General features: G+C 36.9%; 20 protein-coding genes. 14 read left to right on the top strand and 6 right to left on the bottom strand.

The features are described 5' to 3' along the window. Position 1: 1 nt before the first annotated feature. From ABDJ41_RS06525 to ABDJ41_RS06500, 6 genes are all read right to left on the bottom strand, one after another. Complete coding sequence (locus ABDJ41_RS06525) at positions 2-415, bottom strand: Fur family transcriptional regulator (RefSeq protein WP_349785053.1); 414 nt, start codon at positions 413-415, stop codon at positions 2-4. Between the two features lie 31 nt (positions 416-446). Beyond that, a complete protein-coding gene (locus ABDJ41_RS06520; RefSeq protein ID WP_349785052.1) occupies positions 447-1,757 on the bottom strand; it encodes an efflux RND transporter periplasmic adaptor subunit in 1,311 nt (436 codons plus the stop codon). Between the two features lie 4 nt (positions 1,758-1,761). Then, on the bottom strand, positions 1,762-6,117 hold the full coding sequence (locus ABDJ41_RS06515; RefSeq protein ID WP_349785051.1) for a CusA/CzcA family heavy metal efflux RND transporter: 4,356 nt from the start codon (positions 6,115-6,117) through the stop codon (positions 1,762-1,764). Positions 6,118-6,296: 179 nt separating this feature from the next. Then, the gene (locus ABDJ41_RS06510) at positions 6,297-6,620 is read right to left on the bottom strand and encodes a hypothetical protein (RefSeq protein WP_349785050.1); all 324 of its coding nucleotides are present in this window, start codon (positions 6,618-6,620) and stop codon (positions 6,297-6,299) included. 61 nt (positions 6,621-6,681) lie between these two features. Further along, a complete protein-coding gene (locus tag ABDJ41_RS06505; protein WP_349785049.1) occupies positions 6,682-8,217 on the bottom strand; it encodes a SulP family inorganic anion transporter in 1,536 nt (511 codons plus the stop codon). A gap of 154 nt (positions 8,218-8,371) precedes the next feature. Then, positions 8,372-9,484 carry a redoxin domain-containing protein gene (locus ABDJ41_RS06500; protein ID WP_349785048.1) on the bottom strand — a complete coding sequence of 371 codons (1,113 nt, stop codon included), beginning with the start codon at positions 9,482-9,484 and terminating at the stop codon, positions 8,372-8,374. Positions 9,485-9,589: 105 nt separating this feature from the next. Here ABDJ41_RS06500 and msrC point away from each other — a divergent pair, with 105 nt between their 5' ends. From msrC to ABDJ41_RS06430, 14 genes are all read left to right on the top strand, one after another. Next, entirely contained in the window at positions 9,590-10,066 is a 477-nt protein-coding gene (msrC, locus tag ABDJ41_RS06495) for a free L-methionine (R)-S-oxide reductase MsrC (protein ID WP_349785047.1), read from the top strand. Then, the gene (locus ABDJ41_RS06490; RefSeq protein ID WP_349785046.1) at positions 10,059-10,664 is read left to right on the top strand and encodes a DNA-3-methyladenine glycosylase; all 606 of its coding nucleotides are present in this window, start codon (positions 10,059-10,061) and stop codon (positions 10,662-10,664) included. The genes msrC and ABDJ41_RS06490 overlap by 8 nt, the downstream gene beginning before the upstream one ends. 114 nt (positions 10,665-10,778) lie before the next feature. Next, complete coding sequence (gene kynU / locus ABDJ41_RS06485) at positions 10,779-12,065, top strand: kynureninase (protein ID WP_349785045.1); 1,287 nt, start codon at positions 10,779-10,781, stop codon at positions 12,063-12,065. Positions 12,066-12,112: 47 nt separating this feature from the next. Continuing rightward, positions 12,113-12,973 (top strand): bestrophin family protein, encoded by an 861-nt coding sequence (locus tag ABDJ41_RS06480; RefSeq protein WP_349785044.1) that lies wholly within the window; start codon positions 12,113-12,115, stop codon positions 12,971-12,973. Position 12,974: 1 nt separating this feature from the next. Continuing rightward, positions 12,975-13,874 (top strand): histone deacetylase family protein, encoded by a 900-nt coding sequence (locus ABDJ41_RS06475; RefSeq protein WP_349785043.1) that lies wholly within the window; start codon positions 12,975-12,977, stop codon positions 13,872-13,874. A 2-nt stretch (positions 13,875-13,876) separates the two neighbouring features. Further along, complete coding sequence (gene topB / locus ABDJ41_RS06470) at positions 13,877-15,754, top strand: DNA topoisomerase III (protein WP_349785042.1); 1,878 nt, start codon at positions 13,877-13,879, stop codon at positions 15,752-15,754. 6 nt (positions 15,755-15,760) lie between these two features. Next, a complete protein-coding gene (locus tag ABDJ41_RS06465) occupies positions 15,761-16,864 on the top strand; it encodes an MBL fold metallo-hydrolase (RefSeq protein ID WP_349785041.1) in 1,104 nt (367 codons plus the stop codon). A gap of 49 nt (positions 16,865-16,913) precedes the next feature. Next, on the top strand, positions 16,914-17,294 hold the full coding sequence (locus ABDJ41_RS06460) for a hypothetical protein (protein ID WP_349785040.1): 381 nt from the start codon (positions 16,914-16,916) through the stop codon (positions 17,292-17,294). Continuing rightward, a complete protein-coding gene (locus ABDJ41_RS06455; RefSeq protein WP_349785039.1) occupies positions 17,285-18,085 on the top strand; it encodes a hypothetical protein in 801 nt (266 codons plus the stop codon). The genes ABDJ41_RS06460 and ABDJ41_RS06455 overlap by 10 nt, the downstream gene beginning before the upstream one ends. 7 nt (positions 18,086-18,092) lie before the next feature. Then, positions 18,093-19,034: a tRNA (adenosine(37)-N6)-dimethylallyltransferase MiaA gene (miaA, locus tag ABDJ41_RS06450; protein WP_349785038.1), complete on the top strand. Its 942-nt coding sequence runs from the start codon at positions 18,093-18,095 to the stop codon at positions 19,032-19,034. A 186-nt stretch (positions 19,035-19,220) separates the two neighbouring features. After that, on the top strand, positions 19,221-19,751 hold the full coding sequence (locus ABDJ41_RS06445; RefSeq protein ID WP_349785037.1) for an outer membrane beta-barrel protein: 531 nt from the start codon (positions 19,221-19,223) through the stop codon (positions 19,749-19,751). 148 nt (positions 19,752-19,899) lie between these two features. Continuing rightward, on the top strand, positions 19,900-20,406 hold the full coding sequence (locus tag ABDJ41_RS06440; RefSeq protein ID WP_349785036.1) for a hypothetical protein: 507 nt from the start codon (positions 19,900-19,902) through the stop codon (positions 20,404-20,406). 96 nt (positions 20,407-20,502) lie between these two features. Then, a complete protein-coding gene (locus tag ABDJ41_RS06435) occupies positions 20,503-21,039 on the top strand; it encodes a DUF3347 domain-containing protein (RefSeq protein ID WP_349785035.1) in 537 nt (178 codons plus the stop codon). A gap of 111 nt (positions 21,040-21,150) precedes the next feature. Beyond that, complete coding sequence (locus ABDJ41_RS06430) at positions 21,151-22,437, top strand: citrate synthase (RefSeq protein WP_349785034.1); 1,287 nt, start codon at positions 21,151-21,153, stop codon at positions 22,435-22,437. Positions 22,438-22,451: the final 14 nt, after the last annotated feature.

Genomic DNA, 22,451 nt, shown 5'->3' with positions numbered 1-22,451 from the left:
TCTAACCGCAGTTTTGACAAACACCTTTAATAATGAGGTTCATTTCCTGCTGTTTAAAACCTTTGGGTAGTGACATCTCTGGGATACGGGTGTTTGGCAGACAAAAAGTTTCTTTACAGGTATTACAATAAAAATGAACATGAAGATCGTGATGGTTTTCACCATCACAATCATGTTCACATAATGCATATTTGGTCGCTCCTGTACCATCTTCAATACTGTGTACCAGCCCTTTTTCTTCAAATGTTTTTAAAGTTCTGTATAGCGTAATACGGTCGGAGGGAGCCATTCCTTTTTCAAGATCATTTAAACTGATAGCTGCAGTTTGTTTTGTTAAAAAATCCAATACCAGTAATCGCATGGCAGTTGGGTTAACCTGCTTATTTTTAAGTACATTTTCAATGTCCTGTGTCATAAACTTAATGCTAAATGTTTAATGAAATTCTTTAGTGGCTGTGTTCAGCTGGCCCTGCAGCTTTAGACTGCAAATAAAAGGCCCCTTTTGTAACTACTTGGACATCTGTCGGTAATTTTTCCAGAAAATTGATTTTAATATAACCCAATTCTGATACACCGGTGGTTACTTCAATCTTTTTAAAATGTACAGAATTTGCATCTTTTGCATCTTCTTCTTTATGTTTTTCAGTTGCTTCACCTTCATTTTGATGTCCATGTTCCTTTTCATGTGCTGCTTTCGCTTTTGAATCAACAATGAAAATGTAAGCTTTTCCGTCTGCACGAACTACTGCATCAATAGGAACAGCACTTGTTGTTTCGGAACCCACACCAATAAGACCGGTAACATACATTCCCGGGATCAGATCAGCACTTGGTTTCTTAATTATTGCATGAACAATAACACCTTTACTATCATTTTCAAAGGATTTGTTAATGCCATAAATATGTCCATCAATACGTTCATTCTTTTGGTTAGTGAGCTGGAATTCCACATTTTGCCCGACTTTAATCTTTGAAAGATCTTTCTCAAATACAATGAGGTCTGCATGGATTTTTGAATTATCGACAATATCCATAATTGCTATCCCTGGTTGCGCATAAGAACCTGTCTCGGCAGTGATTTTTCCAATTGTACCGCTAATAGGAGCCGTAATGGGTACCTGCGAAGTAATATTACCGGATGCAATGCTGCTCACTGAAATTCCATATTGTTGAAGCTGACGTTCCAAAGCCTTTAAACGAGCACGTTCAGCATTATAATTCGCCTCAGCAAGTTGATGAGCTTTGCCTGTTCCGGCATTTGCCGCTTTAAGTTGCTGCTGGCGACTATACTCAGATTCTATATAACTGAAGCCTCCTTTGGCAGTCAGATAGTCTTGCTGAAGTTTAATTAAATCCTGATTCTCTATGGTAACCAATACCTGACCTTTATTTACACGCTGACCTTCAATTACATTTATTTTTCTGATGATACCGCCTGTCAACACATTAATTTGTGCTGCATTTTGAGGTGGTACAGCTAACTGCCCACTTGCTTTAATCACAGCTGTAAGGTTTTTTTGTTCAATCTTTCCGATTTCAATTCCTACAGCATTCATTTGTTCCTGACTCAATTCAAGTGCTTCATTATGTTCCTCGTGACCTTCTGCACCATGATTGTGGCCAGCATGATCATCTGTCGCTTCGGTATTAGCGGCAGTCTTATTTGATGCATTGCCACATGAACTAATAGCTGTTATGATAAAAGCCGAAGAGATCAGAACAGCTATGTTTCTTTTGATATATGATGTTGCCTTCATTATATTATTTTCCTTTTAAAAATTGTAATTGAATAACGGATTGGTTGAGCTGATTAACATTTTGCAGGTAATCCAGTTTGCTTTGAACAGCTAAAGTCATATTTTGAATAAATTCTATATATCCTATTTCTCCAAGATCATAGGAAACTTGTGCAATACGCAATTGCTCATCAGCTTGTTTAAGCCCGGCAGAAGTAAAATAATCGGTCATGCTTTTATGCTGTGCATAATTTTGAAGTTCCTGTTGGTACTGCATGTTTAATTGATTTTGCATACGCTGGTAATCAGTTTGAGCAATTTGAACAGCAAGCTTTTCATTATTTACTCTTGCTCTTCCTGCTCCATTAAAAATAGGTACTGCAATACCTAGCTGTAAACCTGCAATCCGTGTTCCTGGCGTATAGGTGCGGCCAATATTTGCAGGGTCAAAGGATTTAATTACAAACTGCTGTGCATAACCCAAGGTCAGATCTGGCATAGCTCGGGAGCGCTCCAGGTCAATTTTAGCTTTTGCTACTGCAATTTGCTGCTGATAAACATCCATTAAAGGACTATTTTCTGTACCTGCTTCAATTAAAGGTAGAATTGGAAGTGTTTTTTCTTGAGGGCTGATATTTGTGCTCAAATTAAGTAGTTGCTGTAGATTAAGCTGCTGTATAGCCAGTTCTGCTTCTGCAGCCTTTTTTAAAGCCTGTACTTCCTGATATTTATTTCTAGCCGTAATCAGTTCGAGATTAGATGTTTCGCCAACTTTATACCTAAGTTCAGATTTAGTAATGAAATTACGATAAATGCTATCCTGAGTTTGCAATACTTTTAAGGTATTCATGCTGAAAATCAGATTGTAATAGGCTAGTCTTGTATCACGGATAATCTCCGATCTGGTATAATTCCCAGATTTTTCCATTAAACTGGTTTGACCCTTAAGCACTTTTTTCTGATTCTTGTAAAGTCCAGGCCATGCAAAACTTTGAGTAACGGATATCGAATTTTCATTTCCACCACCAGCGGTAGGATCCTGTGATACACTAAATTCGGTTTTAGCAGGATCAAAAGCTGTTTTCTGCATAGCTTTAGACTGATCAATAGCCAGACCTGCCGATTTGAGTTGTAAATTGTTTTTTAAGGCTAGTGATATAGCTGTATCTACAGAAATAGGTTTTTGTTGAGCTTTAGCATCACCGGAAAATCCTATACCAATAATTAGAATAAGCATACCTAAAGCTTTTGCAGGTGTTTTAAACCTTTTTTTCCTATCTGTAACCAATATATACAGACAAGGCAATACAAACAGCGTTAAAAATGTAGCTGAGATTAAGCCTCCGATTACAACAGTAGCCAATGGTCTTTGTACTTCAGCTCCGGCACTACCAGATAGAGCCATTGGTAAAAAGCCTAGAGAAGCAACAGAGGCTGTCATAATCACTGGCCTTAGTCGTACCGCTGTACCTTGTATAACACGTTTATAAACGTCTGTTATACCTTCTTCCCGAAGCTGGTTAAAGTAGGAGATGAGTACAATTCCATTCAATACTGCTACACCAAACAAGGCAATGAATCCAACTCCTGCAGATATACTGAAAGGCATACCTCTGAGTAATAATGCAATTACGCCGCCAATGGCAGATAATGGAACGGCTGTAAAGACCAATATAGTTTGAGTAAGAGACCTGAAAGTAAAATAGAGCAATGATAAAATGAGTAACATAGCCACTGGAACAGCAATCATTAGCCGCTCTTTTGCCTCAATTAAGTTCTGGAATTGTCCGCCATATGTGGTATAATATCCAGAAGGGAGCTTTAATTTCGCATCCAGAATGTCTTTTATTTCTGCGACCGTACGTTCAACATCTCTGCCTCTAACATTAAAGCCTACATAAATACGCCTTTTTCCATCCTCACGCGAAATTTGTGCAGGTGCTTCTTTCAGTTCAATTTTGGCAACCTGACTTAAAGGTACTTTATTACCAGAGGGAAGCGGAATATATAAATTCTCGATACTTGAGATATCTTCTCTGAGGTCACGCTGCAAGCGTACTACCATATCAAAGCGTTTTTCGCCTTCAAATACCACACCAGCTACATTACCTGCAAAAGCAGTTTTTAATATGGTATTAATGTCGCTTATGGTTAAGCCATATTGTGCAATTTTATCTCTGTCATAATCAACAACAACCTGGGGTAGGCCTGTTACCTGCTCTACAAAAGGCTCATTTACACCTTGTACCGGAGCAATAAGTTGAGCAACCTTTTTTGCCTGAGCTGCTAATACATCAAGATCTTCACCATAAATTTTAATGGCAACATCTTGTCTTACACCAGTCATCAATTCGTTGAACCGCAATTGCATAGGCTGCGTGAGTTCAACACTTACACCTGGTAATATCGACAAAGCATGTTCCATCTTTTCTGTCATTTCTTCCCTGGTCTTTGCAGTAGTCCATTCCTCTTTAGGTAGCATAGTTACCATCATGTCGCCACGTTCAACTGGCATAGGATCGGTTGGGATTTCTGCACTTCCAATTCTTGTTACCACTTGCTTCACTTCAGGAAATCTATCCTTCAGTATTTTCTCCGCTTTGCCAAATGTTTCTACAACCTGTGTAAGCGATGTTCCTTGTGCCATTCCAATTTCTACAGCTAAGTCGCCTTCTTCCAATTGAGGAATAAACTCACCACCCATATTATTGAATAACCAAAGGGCAATAGAAAAGCAAATGATAGCAAAAACAACGACTACTTTTTTGAATTCCAGCGCTTTTTCTAACATGGGTTTATAAATACGTTTAAAGAAATCCATGATTTTGTCGGATATGTTTCTTTTGTGTTCCGTATTCTTGCTTAAAAATAGAGCACTCATCATCGGAACATAAGTTAGAGAGAGAATAAATGCTCCTATAATAGCGAAAACAACGGTTTCTGCCATCGGTTTAAACATTTTTCCTTCAATACCAACCAACGATAATAGAGGTAAGTATACGATAAGGATGATGATCTCACCAAAAGTGGCACTTGCTCTTATTTTAGAAGATGCAGTATAAACCTCCTGGTCCATTTGCTCCTGATTTAACCTTGGCGTACCTTTAAATAATTTGCTTTCGGTAAGTCTGAAGATTATTGCTTCTACAATAATCACGGCACCATCTACAATTAAACCAAAATCTATGGCACCAAGACTCATCAGATTGCCGGAAACGCCAAATAATCGCATCATTGAGAAAGCAAATAACATAGATAACGGAATTACGGAAGCTACTATTAGTCCCGCTCTCCAGTTACCTAATAGAAGTAACAGTACAAAAATCACAATTAAGGCGCCCTCTATCAGGTTTTTTTGTACAGTGCTAATGGAACGACCAACCAGTTCTGTACGATCCATATATGGCTCTATGATTACACCTTCAGGTAATGTTTTTTGAATCTGTTCAATCCTTTCTTTAACATTTTTAATTACCTCGTTAAAATTCTCGCCCTTTAACATAAGGGTAATTCCAGCAACAACTTCACCGGTTCCATTCCTGGTCACAGCACCATATCTGGTAGATGTGCCAAATTGGACTGTGCCAATATCTCTGATAAGTACAGGAACACCACCAACGTTTTTTACAACTATTTTCTCAATGTCATCCAGGGTTTTAACCTGTCCGATTCCACGGATCACATAAGCATTGCTTTGTTGCTCTATATAGGAGCCCCCTGTGTTTTCGTTATTATTCTTAAGTGCATCATAGATTTGAGCAATGGTTACATTGTTAGCATTCAATTTCTCGTTGTCTAATGCAATTTCATATTGTTTTACATAACCACCCCAACCGCTTACTTCTGCAACACCTTTCGTTCCTGCAAGTTGAGGGCGTACTACCCAGTCCTGCAAAGTCCTGAGGTCTACAGCAGAATATTTATTTTCATAACCTTCTTTGGTATGTAATACATATTGATAGATTTCACCTAGCCCTGTAGTGATAGGGGCCAATGCTGGCTCTGCCATCCCTGCCGGAATGATACTTTCAGCCTCTTTTAACTGTAAAGCCACCTGCTGGCGGGCCCAATAGATATCTGCATCATCTTCAAATACTATAGTAATTACTGAAATACCGGCACGGGAGATAGAACGTTTTTCGACCACTTTTGCAATATTGGCCATCGATAACTCTATTGGTGCTGTAATAAATTGTTCCACTTCCTGTGCACCCAAACTAGGTGCTTGTGAAATGATTTGTACCTGGTTATTAGTGATGTCTGGTACCGCATCAATAGGTAATCTGGTTAAGGAATAAATTCCCCAGATCATAAGGCCCAGGGTCATTATGCCTATTGCTAATTTATTCTTGATAGAGAATAAAATAATCTTGTTAAACATATAATGATGTTTTTACTGCATTAGAGGATGTATTCCTGCATGAATGCAATGATTAATAAAATTTTAAGCAAATGAATTTTGTAGTTATTCTGAATGAAACACAAGTTTGCAAATGGCTATGGCTTCAATTCAAAAAAACAAAATGATGGACTATCTGATGAAGATCAGATAGAAAGAAATTAAACTAATTGAGGTGGTTGCCAGATATCACCTGGAAATAAGATAACTGCAGCATCTTTATATTCCGGATAGTCACTTATTTGTTCAGCATTTGCAATAGCAGGAGTATTGGTTATAGCAGGCGATGTTACGAAAACATGATAATTGCTGGCATGAAAGAATGGAGAACAGGCGTCTGGATGTTCGTGATTGTCTTTCTGATGTTCGGTTGAACTCAGACACACATCTTCATGGTTCGAAGAAATACTGTTTTCATCACCACAGCATGGCCACGCAGAAAGTGCCATAATGTAAATTGTGAATATGAAAGCGAGGTATCTCATAGCGCAAACATAATTGTTTTTTTTAAAAACAACAATTATAGGGAGGTGTTTTCTGGAATAGTTAACGAGAATCTGCTACCCTATAGGTAGGGTCCTCCATAATATTTACTTCGATTATGGCATCAGCATTCCGGAGCAATTGACGGCAATCTTCACTCAGATATTTCAAGTGAAGTTCTTTTCCTGCCTTTCGATATCGCTCAGTAAGCTTATTTAAAGCGTCAATTCCAGACATATCAGCAATTCTGCTATCCCGGAAATCAATAATTACCTTTTGTGGGTCGTTACTGACGTCGAATTTCTCTGTGAAAGCAGTTATAGAACCAAAAAATAGTGGCCCATAGATCTTGTAATGCTTTACTCCATTTTCATCAAAGTATTTCTTAGCACGGATCCGTTTAGCGCTTTCCCATGCAAAAACCAATGCAGAAATGATTACGCCAATCAATACTGCTAAAGCTAAGTTATGTAGCCAAATGGTAATTAAAGCTACCAAAATACCAACAAATATGTCTTGTCGGGGCATCTTATTTATTACCTTAAAGCTCATCCATTCGAAAGTTCCAATAGCGACCATAATCATGACGCCTGTTAACGCTGCCATTGGTACTTTTTCAATCAGGGAAGATCCAAATAAAATGATGATTAAAATAGTAATGGAAGCAACAATACCAGAAAGACGAGCTCTGGCGCCGGCAGAAAGGTTGACTAGTGTTTGTGCAATCATAGGACAACCACCCATGCCAAAAAAGAAGCCATTAAGTATATTTGCACTACCCTGAGCGATACACTCTCTATTACTATTTCCTCTGCTTTCTGTAATTTCATCTACAAGGTTTAATGTCAACAAGCCCTCTGTTAAACCAACAGCTGCCATTATCAATGCATATGGGAATACAATTTTTAGCGTTTCGAGCGTAAAAGGAATCTCAGGGATATGAAAAGGAGGGAAGCCCCCACCTACAGAAGCAATATCTTTAACGGTTTTGGTATCAATATTAAAACCAAGTACGATAAGAAAGACAACGATAATAGCAACAAGAGAGGCGGGGACTGCTTTTGTTATTCTTGGCCAAAGCATGACTATTGATACAGTTAAAGCGACTAACCCGAGCATAATGTATAATGCACTACCACTTAACCACATCAGCTGTCCGTTTACATTTACTTTAAATTGCTCAATTTGTGCCATAAATATGATGACTGCTAATCCGTTTACAAAGCCAAACATCACAGGTTGTGGAACAAGCCGAATAAATTTTCCTAATTTAAAAAGGCCAACAACAATCTGTATTAAACCAGCCATTGCTACAGCAGCAAATACATATTCAAGTCCATTCGATTTCATCAGGGCAATGAGTACGATTACAGTAGCTCCTGCACCGCCCGAAATCAGGCCAGGTCTGCCGCCAAAAATAGCTGTGACTAAACCCATAATAAAAGCTGCGTATAATCCAGATAATGGAGGTAAGCCCGCAAGAATAGCAAAAGACAAGGATTCAGGCATCATGGTCATCGCTACTGTTAAACCAGCAAGTATTTCTGTTCTGTAGTTTACTTTTTGGGAAAAATCAAATAGTTGTAGAATTGGCTTCATTTGTGGCAAAAGTAGGACATAATAATGAGATGACTCCAACTATACTCCAACTATACTCTAAGTTGATACCGAGTTTCTTAAGGAATAGTTGGAGTATAGTTGGATTTTAGTCTCTTTCTATTTGGTTTTTTACTTCCACATATATAACCGCTAATTACTTTGAAGCTAATTCCATTATTTCGCTGAAATGAGCTGGGCTGTAGCCTTCAAAACGTTTAATAATAATACCATTTTTATCAATTAAAAATGAAGTAGGCATAGCCTGGACATCATAAAGCGTTTTAATTTTCCCTACCATTCCTTCCATATCAGATACATTATACCATAGGATATCGTCAATTTTCGACGCTGCCTCCCATTCCTTTCTATTGACATCTAATGAAAAATTAACTAGGTGTACTGTTTTTGAAAGAATGTTGTAGTTCTTTCTAATCTCCCTATTTTCTATTCTGCATGGGCCGCAGGTAAAGCTTCCAAATGTTAGATAAATATATTTTCCCCTTAGACTAGATAGCTTGAAAGGTATTCCTGCAATAGTATTTACTTCAAAATCTAAAAAAACATCTCCTTTTTTAAGAGTGTGATTTACAGCATATAGTTTTAAAGCTAATGCGACGTTATTTTTTCTCATTTCAAGTGGTAAACTATTATAAAGTATTAATATAGAATCCTTAGGTACTTTATTCCTGTTTCTATAAACAATATCCAATCCTAAATGGGAATTAATATGTTTCTTTCCATAAGCAACATAAATATTCATGTATGCTTCACTAGCCTTTTTGATTATTTTAAAAAGCTTGATTCGGTGCAGGCTATCTCTATAGTTTTTATTGTTCAAACTATCGTAAGCCAAGGTATAAATGCGTTCATATGGACGTTGAATATGATCAAGTTTGGTTTGTAGCGATTGTTCCTTTCCTCCTGTAACGATTGATTCTAATTTCATATTCTTGAGAGGAGAATAAAATGTCATGGGTGAATTTTCTACCTGAATGATGGAGTATTCGTTTAAACATTGTAACCAACAAGAAGTTGGTTTATCTACACTACCTCTGAGTTTAAATTTACCGTTGATTGTATAAGACGAATCTAATATTTTTGATGCATCAATATCAAATAACTTAACAATAGTACTATCCTTTACACCAATAATAGTTCCATCAATTACAAAACCGGATAGAAGATTTTTCTGTGCATAGCCAGTTTTAGATACTATTACAAAAAGAAATAAAGAAAATAGCAATAGTAATTTTGATGAATTGCTCATGTCTTATCTTGGGTCATTTTCTTCGAATTTCGTTAAAAGTAGCAGAAATTAAGAATATCTTGCTTTAAATTTCCTTTTGTATTTTTGTAATTCAACTTTCTAACAATGGCAGAAGATTTAATTATAAATACAGATATAGATAAAGAAGCTCAATATAAGTCAATTATTCCTCAGATAACAGCTTTGTTGGAAGGAGAGCGCGACCAGATAGCTAACCTTGCTAACGTTGCAGCTGCTTTGAAAGAGCAATTCAAATGGTTTTGGGTAGGATTTTACCTCGTTAAAGGTGATGAATTAGTCTTGGGACCTTTTCAGGGACCTGTAGCTTGTACCAGGATTAAAAAAGGTAAAGGTGTGTGTGGTGCCTCATGGCAACAGAATGAAGTTTTGGTTGTGCCGGATGTAGATCTGTTTCCAGGGCATATTGCTTGTGCTTCAGCTTCAAGGTCGGAGATCGTTTTACCTTTGTATCGAGGGGAAGAAATAATTGGAGTACTGGATGTTGATAGTCAATATCTTTCTCATTTTGATGATATTGATGCTAAGTATTTAAAGGAAATAGTTAAGATATTGAATGTCTAAATTACCTTATTCATTTTATCAGGATACAGATGTTAACCAGCTTGCCGTTCAATTACTGGGTAAACAGTTGTATACATTTATAGATGGGGTACTTACCTCTGGAACTATAGTAGAAACTGAAGCGTATAAGGGCGTGGAAGATAAAGCTTCTCACGCTTATGGCGGCAGATTCACGGATCGCACCAAAATTATGTATGATCAGGGAGGTATGTCATATGTTTACTTATGCTATGGCATTCATCACCTATTTAATGTAGTTACAGCTCCTAAAGGAACGCCTCATGCGGTGTTGATAAGGGGATTAGAGCCGGTAAACGGTTTGGATATTATGTTGCATAGAAGAAATAAAACTGTTTTAAAACCTGTTTTAACAGCTGGCCCCGGTGCATTGGCTAAAGCAATGGGAATTGATAAAGCATTGAATGCTAAAGATCTTTGTGGAGAAGAAATTTGGATTGAAGATAATGGTTTGGTGGTTAGGTCTGAGGATATTATTTCGGTTCCAAGAGTAGGTGTTGATTATGCAGGCGATCATGCTTTATTGCCTTGGCGATATTATATCAAAGGCAATAAATTTGTTAGTAAACCAAATACCTGATTTTTTAATACTGCCTGTTCCTATAATCCTTGCTGCCAGCCTGTAGCTTTTGTTGTGGATAACAAAATGATTACCGGGATTAATTTATCCTCGTTTTTGCAGATATTTGAAACAATGAATTTTGAAAACACTTTAATATTCGCACAGTCGCTTGATCAGGCAGATCCTCTGCGTGAATTTAGACAAGATTTTTTATTTCCTAATCAAAATGGTAAACCATTTATTTATCTATGTGGTAACTCTTTAGGTGTTCAACCTAAAGCTGCACGTGAGGTCTTAAATGAGCAGTTGAACAACTGGGAAAATCTTGCTGTAGAGGGATGGTTTGAAGGTGAAACGCCATGGATGTTTTATCATAAGAAGTTGAAAAAAATGATGGCGCCATTAGTAGGAGCCAGTGCTGCTGAGGTTTGTCCGATGAATACTTTGACCGTAAATCTACATTTGCTGATGGTTAGTTTCTATAAACCAACCTCCAGCAGGTTTAAGATTATAATGGAAGCTGGAGCCTTTCCATCTGATCAGTATGCGATTGAAAGTCAGGTCCGTTTTCATGGTTATGATCCATCAATTGCTATTATAGAAGTTGCAGCCAGAGAGGGAGAGTATACTTTAAGAACTGAAGATATAACAAGTGCTATTGCAGAAAATGGAAATGATATTGCATTGGTTTTATTTGGTGGCGTAAATTATTTTACCGGACAGTGGTTTGATATGGATGCCATTACTAAAGCAGGGCATGAAGTTGGTGCAGTAGTAGGGTTTGACCTGGCACATGCAGCTGGAAATGTTCCGTTGAAATTACACGACTGGGGTGTTGATTTTGCCTGCTGGTGTTCATACAAATATCAAAACTCAGGCCCTGGTGGTATCAGTGGGATTTTTGTTCATGAAAAGCACTTCTCTGATGCTAAAATGAACCGTTTTGCGGGATGGTGGGGATATCAGGAAGAACAGCGTTTTAAGATGGAAAAAGGTTTCTTACCCGAAGCTGGGGCAGATGGATGGCAGGTTAGCTGTACTCAGGTTATGCCTATGGCTTTGTATTATGCAGCCTTACAAAGTTTTGAAAAGGCCGGTTTTATGGAGCCTTTAAGAGAGAAAAGTAAGAGTTTAACAGCTTATTTATTCTTTGTTGTTAATGAGGTGAATAAGGCGCTTGGCAATGAACAATATAAGATTATTACACCAATCACAGAGGCAGATCGTGGTGCTCAGGTTTCTATTATTGCTAAGCAAAAGGGAAAAGAGGTATTCCAGGAATTAGTTGCTAATAATGTACTGGGTGACTGGCGCGAACCTAATGTGATCAGGCTAAGTCCAGTGCCGCTATACAATTCTTTTGAGGATGTATTTACTATGGGAGCCTTATTGCTAGATATCAGTAAACGGATACTTTAATTAATAAATATCTTAAGCAAAATCTAATATTCTGAATAGAAAATAATATGATAAATTATAATCCAAAAGACTGGGTAACTTTTATATTTCATGTTCATAAAGCGGATACCATCCGTACTTTATGGCCTTTGATGATTAGTGTGGCAGTGTTCTCTGGAATTATTGCCTACTTTGAATTGAATTATCTGAAACTTGCTGAAACCACCTTTGTGAAAAATATAGGAATGATGCATAATCTATTGGGTTTTGTGATTTCTATGTTGTTGGTTTTCAGAACTAATACTTCTTACGATAGATGGTGGGAAGGTCGTAGGCAATTAGGTTTACTAACTAATGTCAGTCGTAATTTTGCCATCAAAATAAAAGCATTAAAATTAAAGGAAAATCATAATGAATTTTTTGAATATGCAATTGCAAAGTATGCTTTTGCATTAAAAGAGCATTTAAGAGAAAAGCAGTATTTTGGTAAAAACAGTGTTTTAATAGAGGTAGATGGTGGTAAACATATTCCAAATCAGGTAGTTGCAAGAATATCCTCCAGGATTTTTGAACTGGAAGCAAATGGAGAAATTACAGGTCAGCAACTGATAATTCTAAATGATGACGTTCAGCAATTTACAGAGGTTTGTGGTGGTTGCGAACGAATTAAGAATACACCAATACCATATTCGTACAGCGCTTTTATTAAGAAGTTTATTTTTATTTATGTGATTACATTGCCTTTTGGATGGGTATTTAGCTTAGGTTATTTTGTAATACCTATTGTGCCTTTTATTTTGTATGTACTGGCTAGTTTAGAACTGATTGCTGAGGAAATTGAAAATCCTTTTGGCGAGGATGCCAACGACCTGCCTGTAAACGAGATTTGTCTGAATATTGAAAAGCATGTAGGAGAAATCCTTAAATAAGATGGTGATGATAGCCTGGCACCCCTTATATGCACATCCTTTACCTGAAGGGCACCGTTTTCCAATGCTGAAGTATGAACTAATTCCTGAACAATTAATGCATGAAGGGGTAATTGCTCAAAACAATTTGTTTACCCCCGATCAATTGGAAGAGGATGTCATATTATTGTCGCATAATAAAGATTATTGGAATGAACTTAAATTCCTTACACTTTCTCCAAAAGAGCAGAGAAGAATTGGTTTCCCTTTAAATGCACAATTGTTAGAGCGTGAAATCAGCATTGCTAAAGGTACGGTTGATGGGGCTTTATTTGCGCTGGAATATGGAATTGCTTTTAATATTGCTGGTGGTACACATCATGCTGGCAGTAATTGGGGGGAAGGTTTTTGTTTATTGAATGATCAGGCTATTGCTGCAAACTATTTATTGAAGAATAATTTAGCCAGCCGTATTTTAATGATAGATTTAGATGTTCATCAGGGCAATGGTACGGCAGAGATTTTTTATAATGAGCCACGGGTGTTTACATTTTCTATGCATGGCGATAAAAATTTTCCATTCAGAAAAGAACGTTCTGACCTGGATGTTCCATTGGAAGATGGAATAACAGATCGATTGTATCTGAATAAACTGGAGGAATCATTTCCATTATTAATGGAACATAAACCCGATTTTGTGTTCTATTTATCAGGTGTTGATGTACTGGAAACTGATAAACTAGGGAAACTCGCAATGAGCAAAGAGGGATGTAAAGAAAGAGACAGGTTGGTATTGCAATTTTGTAAAGACAATAATTTACCTGTTCAGGTAAGTATGGGAGGTGGATACTCGCCAAACATTAAAGATATTGTTGATGCGCATTGTAACACTTTTAAGATTGGTTTAGATATTTTTGAATAATTATGAAGATTGTTATTGCAGAGAAACCTTCGGTGGGACGTGAATTGGCTAAGGTTTTTGGTGCTACAACTAAAAAAGACGGCTATATAGAGGGGAAAGGTTACTCTTTTACCTGGGCATTCGGGCATTTATTGCAGCTTGCTCCGCCACAGGATTATGGTTTTATCGGTTGGCGCAGGCAGCATTTACCAATGTTGCCGAAGAAATTTAAACTGGCTATCCGGAAAATAAAAACCAAAGATGGGATGGTTGAGGACCCTGGAGTGCGTAAACAACTTGATATTATTAAAAAGCTGTTCGATGAAGCTGAGGAGATTATTGTTGCAACGGATGCAGGGCGGGAAGGTGAACTCATTTTCCGATATATCTATTACTTTTTAAAATGTAAAAAACCTTTCCGTAGACTTTGGATTTCATCACAAACTGATGAAGCTATTAAAGAAGGGTTCAGAAATCTGAAACCAGGAACAGAGTATGATACTTTGTTTAATTCAGCGCATATGAGGTCTGAATCAGACTGGCTGGTAGGGATGAATGCAACACAGGCATTGAGTATCTCGGCTGGAAATCGATCTGTTTTATCGCTGGGTAGGGTGCAAACACCAACTTTAGCTATGATTTGTTCAAGGTTTCTGGAGATTAAAAACTTCGTTCCGCAAGCTTATTATCAATTGGCTATTCAGGTAGATAAAGACGGACAACTATTCAGAGCAATGTCTGTCAACAATTTCGATAAAAAGGAAGATGCCGAAGAACTGCTGGCTAAAATTGAAGATGTAGCATCTGGGTTTACCAATGGTGCTAAGATTATAAGCGTTGAAGCGAAGCCAAGGAAAGAACCACCTCCATTATTGCATGATTTAAGTAGTTTACAACAGGAAGCTAATAAACGTAAGGGTTACACAGCTGATCAGACACTTAGTCTTTTACAGGGGTTGTATGAAAGTAAACTGGTTACCTATCCGCGTACTGGGAGCAGGTATATAGGTGATGATGTATTTGCTGGGGTGCCGACATTGATTGATAAATTAAAATCACATAAGGATTTTGGCAGACAGGCTGAATTTTTACAGAGTATTCCATTAAATAAAAGAAGTGTGAATGCGAAGAAGGTAACAGATCACCATGCTATTCTGCCAACCGGTGAAGTTCCGTATCATTTAGGTAGTGATCAGCAGGCGGTTTATGATATGGTCGTTGGACGGATGCTCGAGGCTTTTCATCAGGAGTGTGTTAAAGAAATTACTAAAATATCGGTTGAATCAGGTTCATTATTTATAGCAAATGGAACTGTTATTCGTTCTGCTGGATGGAGGTCGGTATTTAACGAGTCTGACGAAGAAAAGAAAGATGAGGATAATCCTGCTTTACCAAAAGTTAAGAAAGGTGAAGAGTTACCGATTACAAACAAGGCCTTGTTGGAAAAACAAACGAAGCCTAAGCCAATGTACAATGAGGCCTCCTTATTAAAAGCCCTTGAAACATCTGGAAAGGATATTGAAGATGAAGAATTGAGATATGCAATGAAGGATAGTGGATTGGGTACACCTGCAACAAGGGCCTCAATTATCGAAACACTGATTAACAGGGAATATATATCGAGGGAGAAACGTAATCTGGTACCTACTACTAAAGGTTTAGCTGTATATGATGTAGTAAAAGATCAGAAAATTGCACAGGCAGAATTAACAGGTCAGTGGGAAAAACGTCTGGAAGAAATACGTTCTGGCGCGTCTGTAGTTGATTTTAAAGCGGAAATTGCAGAATATACAACTGCTATAACTAATGAGTTATTGCTGTCAGGAAATACACTTGCTGCAAAATTGGCATCAGCACCACAGCCAACAGCGGGAGCAGTAGTTGAAACGAAAGCTGATTAATTGTAAATGAAGAAATTTATGTATTCCATTTTGGTCATAATTGTAGTATTCGCACTGGCAACAGTATGGGTACTGAACTTACCTGTGTTTGGCTCTGTATCTGAAGGAACGAGGCTGGAAAAACTTAAGAAGCTTAGTAATTTTAAAGCTGATGGCACGCTTGAGAACCTTTCTCCAACACCAATGAAGCCGGATAGCGTAAGTTATTGGGATATGCTTGTTGGAATGATAAAGGGCAACGATAATAGTTCACCTAAAAAGGCTCTGCCACATGTTAAGCCAGATTTCACGACCAGTAATAAAACCACGCTTATTTGGTTTGGTCATTCTTCATATTACTTACAGGTTGATGGGGTAAAGGTACTTGTAGATCCTGTTTTTAGTGAACGTCCATCTCCATTCTCTTTTATTGGAACTCGTAATTTTAAGGGGACAGATTTTGTGAAAGTGGAGGATTTTCCTTACCTCGATATTGTATTGATTACGCATGATCATTATGACCATCTGGATTATCAGAGCATATTAAAGCTGAAAAGTAAAACCAAACTTTTTATTACTTCTTTAGGTGTAGGAGCACATCTGGAACGTTGGGGAGTGCCTGCAGATAAAATTGTAGAGTTGGCATGGAATGAAAATGTTACTGCTAACGGGCTGAGATTTATTGCTACACCAGCACGCCATTTTACCGGTAGAGGATTTAAAAGAAATCAAACCCTATGGTCAGCTTTTGTATTGCAGGGGGCTAGTCATAAGTTATATTTAGGCGGCGATTCAGGCTATGATACTCATTTTAAACAAGTGGGGGAGAAATATGGCCCTTTTGATTTGGCAATTCTAGAATGTGGACAGTATAATGCTTTTTGGCCATTGATACATATGTTTCCTGAGCAAACAGTTCAGGCAGCTAAAGATTTAAATGCTAAGGTATTACTTCCGGTACACTGGGGGAAGTTTGCTTTAGCAATGCACAGCTGGGATGATCCAGCTATCCGTGTAGCAAAACAGGCTAAAGCTGATAATTTTAAAATTACAACCCCCTTACTGGGTGAGTCTGTTGTTTTGGATGAACATTATCCGTCAAAAGAATGGTGGCTTGATTTAGGTAAATAAACAATATGGTTTTTAAGATGTTATCTAAATAAATTTTATCATCAATATAATGAAAACAGACTTCATAGAAATATTTCAAACGATAAGAGCAGTATTACAACCTTACACTGCACAAGGGTTTAGCAACAGGATAAACAGTGAAACAACTTTTGATCTGTGGAGTGATATGAATGTGGTTATTGAAGGGAAAAAGAGAAATGAAGTTTATTTTGCAGAAGTAAAGATTTTTAAAGGACACGTTGGCTTCTATTTTATGCCTGTTTATGCAGAACCTGAAAAAATGAAAGAGATTTTTGATCCTGGTCTGTTGAAATTATTAAAAGGGAAATCTTGTTTTCGTATCAAAAAATTGGACGATACATTGTTAGCGAGTATTGAAAGTGCATTGGCAGAAGGATTCAGATTATATAAGGAAAAGGGTTGGGTATAGGATTGATCTGGCAAAACAGTGTTTGGATTGCACTGCAGGATAATGGAGTTATTGCAAGCACTGAAATATATGATCGGTATGATTTGATACTGATCAACGACAAGCTGGTCATTAATCTGATTCCCCTAGATAATGATTATTCTGCTTCGGAATTAATTGATTTACAATCGGTATATCAGCTTAAAAATGTGGTTTTAGTTCAGTTATGGGAAGATATTTGGCTAACCAGGCAAGAGCAGGTAATCGGAAGAATTAAGTCTATTTTAGGCTTAAATAAAAGGTTGCATGGGCGAAAGGGGCTGGTTACCGTAATTGATCAAGCGGAAGTGGATGATTTTTTAATTGCAAATCATATTCAAGCCTCTGCTAAAGCGCGGTATAAATTTGCACTTCAAATAGACGGACAAACTGTGGCAGTAGCCTGTTTTAGTAATTTGAGATGGATGAAAGGAATTTCTGCCAGTTATAGATCTGTAGAACTGATTCGTTTTGCTACTTTAATGGGCTATACAGTTACAGGGGGCTTCACAAAGTTACTTAAGCATTTTATAAAATTAATTCAACCTGATGACGTAATGAGTTATGCAGATCGTGATTGGTCGCTAGGGAATGCTTATGAACTTTCTGGTTTTAAACTCGTTGAAACTACTCCTCCAGCTAAGATATGGTTACAAAAAGAGGAGATGATCAGATATTTTCCACATCGTATGCCGGATCTTGGTCAAGATAAATTTGCCGCAGTGTTTAATACAGGCAATCTTAAATATATACTATACTTGAATAAAGTTTAATTAAATAATGACTAAAAATCCACTTCTAATCATATTGGGCCCCACTGCTTCTGGTAAAACAAAGTTAGCTGTGAATTTGGCAAATATTTTAAAAGGCGAAATCATTAGTGGCGATAGCAGACAGGTATTTGAAGGAATGGATATTGGCACAGGGAAAGATCTTGATGAATATATAATTAATGGAAAGAGAATCCAGTATCATTTAATAGACATTAAAAAGGCAGGCGACAGTTATAATGTAAATGAATTTAAAGAAGACTTTTATCGTGCTTTTGAAAAAATAACTGACAAAAATGCACTGCCAATATTATGTGGTGGCAGTGGTATGTATATTCACAGCGTCCTGCAAGACCATGAATACACAGCAATTCCACCAAATCCTACATTAAGGACAACTTTGCTTAAGTTGGAAACGGAAGAACTAATACATTTATTGTCAAAATATTCTCATAAATTTACAGCTCACGCAGATTTGTCTTCTCGGAAGAGAATTATTAGAGCCATAGAAGTTTCTTCATATCTAACTGACCATAAACTTGACAAAGTAGTAAGACCAACATTTAATTCGTGTGTAATTGGGTTAGAACCTGAACTGAATTTGCGTAGGCAAAGCATCATTAGCCGCTTGGAATTAAGGTTAAATGAAGGCCTTATAAATGAGGTGGAGCAATTGATGCAATCAGGTGTTTCTATAGAGAAGCTTCAGTTCTATGGTCTTGAATATAAGTATGTTGTAACGTATATTTTAGGTGAAATCGATTATAGGACATTAGTTGAGAAATTAACAATAGCGATATGTCAGTTTGCAAAGCGTCAGATGACTTTTTTTAGGAAAATGGAAAAGGATGGTGTTAAAATTCATTGGATAAAATCGACTGAAAAAACTGACCCTACCCAACAAGCGCTGGATTTGTATAACTCCTTTTTTAACAGTCAGGGCATATTTTGAAGTAAAATGGTGAACATTTAACATCTTTATTATTGTAAATTAATAATTGATAGTTAAGAAATGTGGCATACGTTTTGCAAAGGGGAGTAATAAATAGTTATTTAGTTAGAGGTATTAATAATTTATCGACAATTAAATATATATTTATAATACACAAATAAGTTTTATATAATTGAAATTAAAAAGATGAAAAAAGTTACTGGAATTTTAGCTATTGCAGCAGGTTTGTTTATGTTTACTGCAACGGCTACTCAAGCTCAAACAAGAGAAGATGCTAAAGGTGTACGTTTAGGTATCGGTATTAGTGGTGGAACTACTACTGACAAATCTCCATTCGAATATGCTTATGGTGCAGATCTAGGTTTCCAATTTGAATTGTCAAGAGAATTAGCACTTACTGCAACTGGTGGTTATACTTCATTCAAAGCGAAAGATGGTCAAGGTGAAGATTATAACTTTATCCCAGTAAAAGCTGGTGTTAAAGTATTCCCTCAAATCGGTGGTTTATATTTATCAGGTGAAGCTGGTTTTGGTTTCGGTACTGAAAAAGATTCTAAAGAGTCATTTATCTATTCAGGTGGTTTAGGTTACCAGACTGCTGGTGGTTTTGATATCGGTGCTAGATACGAAGGTGTTACTCAACAAAGAACTTCTAACACATTCAGACCACAAAACGGTCAGTTTGCTTTACGTTTAGCTTATAGCTTTAAACTGTAATTAGCGAGATAAATAATTAAAATAAAAAGGCTCCTGAATTTTCAGGAGCCTTTTTATTTTTTCTACAATTTTAAATCTATGGCATAGGGTTTGCAACATTGTATATAAAATCAGGATAATCCTGATTGAATAACGTAAAAATGTATCAATGAATAGAACTAGCAAATTTATTGCCTCGGCAGTAGCTGTTGTGGCATTATTTTTTACTACAAATGCAAATGCTCAGAAACTAGGAATAGGTTTGAACCTTGGTATTCCTACTAATGATGGATATAATTTCGCGCTTGGTGCTGATGCCAGGTTACAGTTTGATGTATCAAAACAAGTTTCAATTCCTGTAACAACTGGGTATACTCACTTTATGGGAGAAGACCTGGCTAATAATGTTAAAGTGAGTGATTACGGTTATATTCCGCTGAAAACTGGGGTAAAAGTGTTTTTGGATGAAACAGGCTCCGGTCCATATGCTTTAGCAGAAGTTGGTGCCGCTTTTGGGGTGACAGAAAATTCAGGGACACACTTTGTATATGCACCTGCAATAGGCTATGCTTGGAGTAGCGGACTAGATCTGGGGGTTAAATATGAAGGAGTACCAGTTGGTGGTGGAACAGTAGGCCAGGTTGCGCTACGTATTGCCTATGGTTTCAAATTATAATACTATTTTTCTGCTAATTATACAAAGCTCCTGAAAAAATCAGGAGCTTTCTTATTTATTTAAAATTAAATTGGTATTTTAACCAAAAAAAAATACATGAGAAAATATCTGGCAGTAATGCTAATCGCAGGGATAGTTTCTTGCACAAATACAGAAAAGAAAGTAGCAGGGAATTCGGACACGACAACTACAGCTGCAGCCTCTGCAGCTTCTACTGAAGTAGAATTAAAAGAGCCTAAAGTTCAGTCTATTTATAATGGTTACATTATATTAAAAGATGCTTTGGTGGCCACAAAATTTGATGAAGCTAAAAAAGCTGCTGATGTGCTTAAAGCTGATTTAGCGAGTTATAAAGGCTGTGAAAATACAGCATTGATTGCTGGAAAGATTGCTACAGCTTCAGATATTGCAACCCAACGTAAAGAGTTTACTTCATTAAGTTCGGATGTAATTGCGCTATTTAAGCATGCAGATATTACTAAGGGAGCTATTTTTGTTCAACATTGTCCAATGGCCAACAACGGCGATGGCGGTGACTGGTTGTCAAGTGAGCAAAAAATACAAAATCCATATTATGGTGATGAAATGATGGAATGTGGTCGAGTAGTAGAAACAATAAAAACTGCCTTGTAATTTACCTGGCGTTGACCCATATTTAATAATAATTTAACAGTTTTGTTATTTAAGCTAGAAGCCAATTAGAATGAATTGGTTAAGTTTGTTTTTATAAATTTAAGAATATATATGTCAGATATTGCAGAAATTAAGATTGATGGAAAAGTGTATGAATTCCCCGTTATCACAGGAACTGAAGGGGAGAAGGCTATTGATATTTCTAAACTTAGAGATTTAACAGGTCATATCACTTTAGATTTAGGATACAAGAATACGGGCTCAACAAAGAGTGCAATAACATTTTTAGACGGTGAACTGGGTATTTTAAAATACCGTGGATATCCAATCGAGGAACTGGCAGAGAAATCTACATTTTTAGAAGTAGCATATTTATTAATATATGGTGATTTACCAACAGAAAGTCAACTAGCAGACTTCCAGTTGCAAATTAGCAGACATACGTTGATTCATGAGGATATGAAAAAGTTTTTGGATGGATATCCTTCGAAATCACATCCAATGGCCCAGTTATCTTCTTTAGTTTGTTCTTTATCGACATTCTATCCTGAATCATTAAAAGCAAATTCATCTCCGGAATCGATGGATCTGACGATGATTAAATTACTGGCTAAATTCCCGACTATCGTTTCTTTCATTTATAAAAAATCATTAGGTCATCCACTTATTTATCCTAAAAATAAGTATGATTACGTAAGTAATTTCCTTAACATGATTTTTGGTCAGCGTACTGAAGAAATCGAAATTGATCCTGTAGTAGTTAGCGCCATGAACACATTACTTATTCTACATGCTGATCACGAGCAAAATTGCTCAGCATCTACAGTAAGAATGGTTGGTTCATCTGATTGTAATCTATATGCTTCTGTGTCGGCAGGTATTGATGCCTTATGGGGGCCGCTTCATGGTGGCGCAAACCAAGCTGTTATTGAAATGCTTGAATTGATTAAAGAAGATGGTGGTGATACAGAAAAATGGATTAATAAAGCTAAAGATAAAAACGATCCTTTCCGTATGATGGGTTTCGGACATAGAGTTTATAAAAACTTTGATCCAAGAGCTAAAATCATTAAAAAAGCATGTGATGATATCTTAGAAAAGTTAGGTATTGATGATCCTGTTTTAGAAATTGCCAAAAAACTGGAAGAAGCCGCATTAAACGATCCTTATTTTGTTCAACGTAAATTATACCCAAATGTTGATTTCTATTCTGGTATTATTTACAGAGCTTTAGGATTCCCAACTGATATGTTTACTGTGTTGTTTGCATTGGGACGATTACCAGGATGGATTGCTCAATGGAAAGAAATGCATGAGAATAAAGAACCAATTGGCCGTCCGCGCCAAATATATGTTGGCCATACAGACAGGAAGTTTGTTGCAATAAAAGACAGGTAATATTCTGAATTATA

This window comes from Pedobacter sp. ASV1-7 (assembly GCF_040203335.1).
In the GTDB taxonomy this organism is placed as follows: Bacteria; Bacteroidota; Bacteroidia; order Sphingobacteriales; family Sphingobacteriaceae; genus Pedobacter.
The sequence above is the reverse complement of the archived record's forward strand: the minus strand, read 5'-3'. Positions and strand labels throughout refer to the sequence as shown.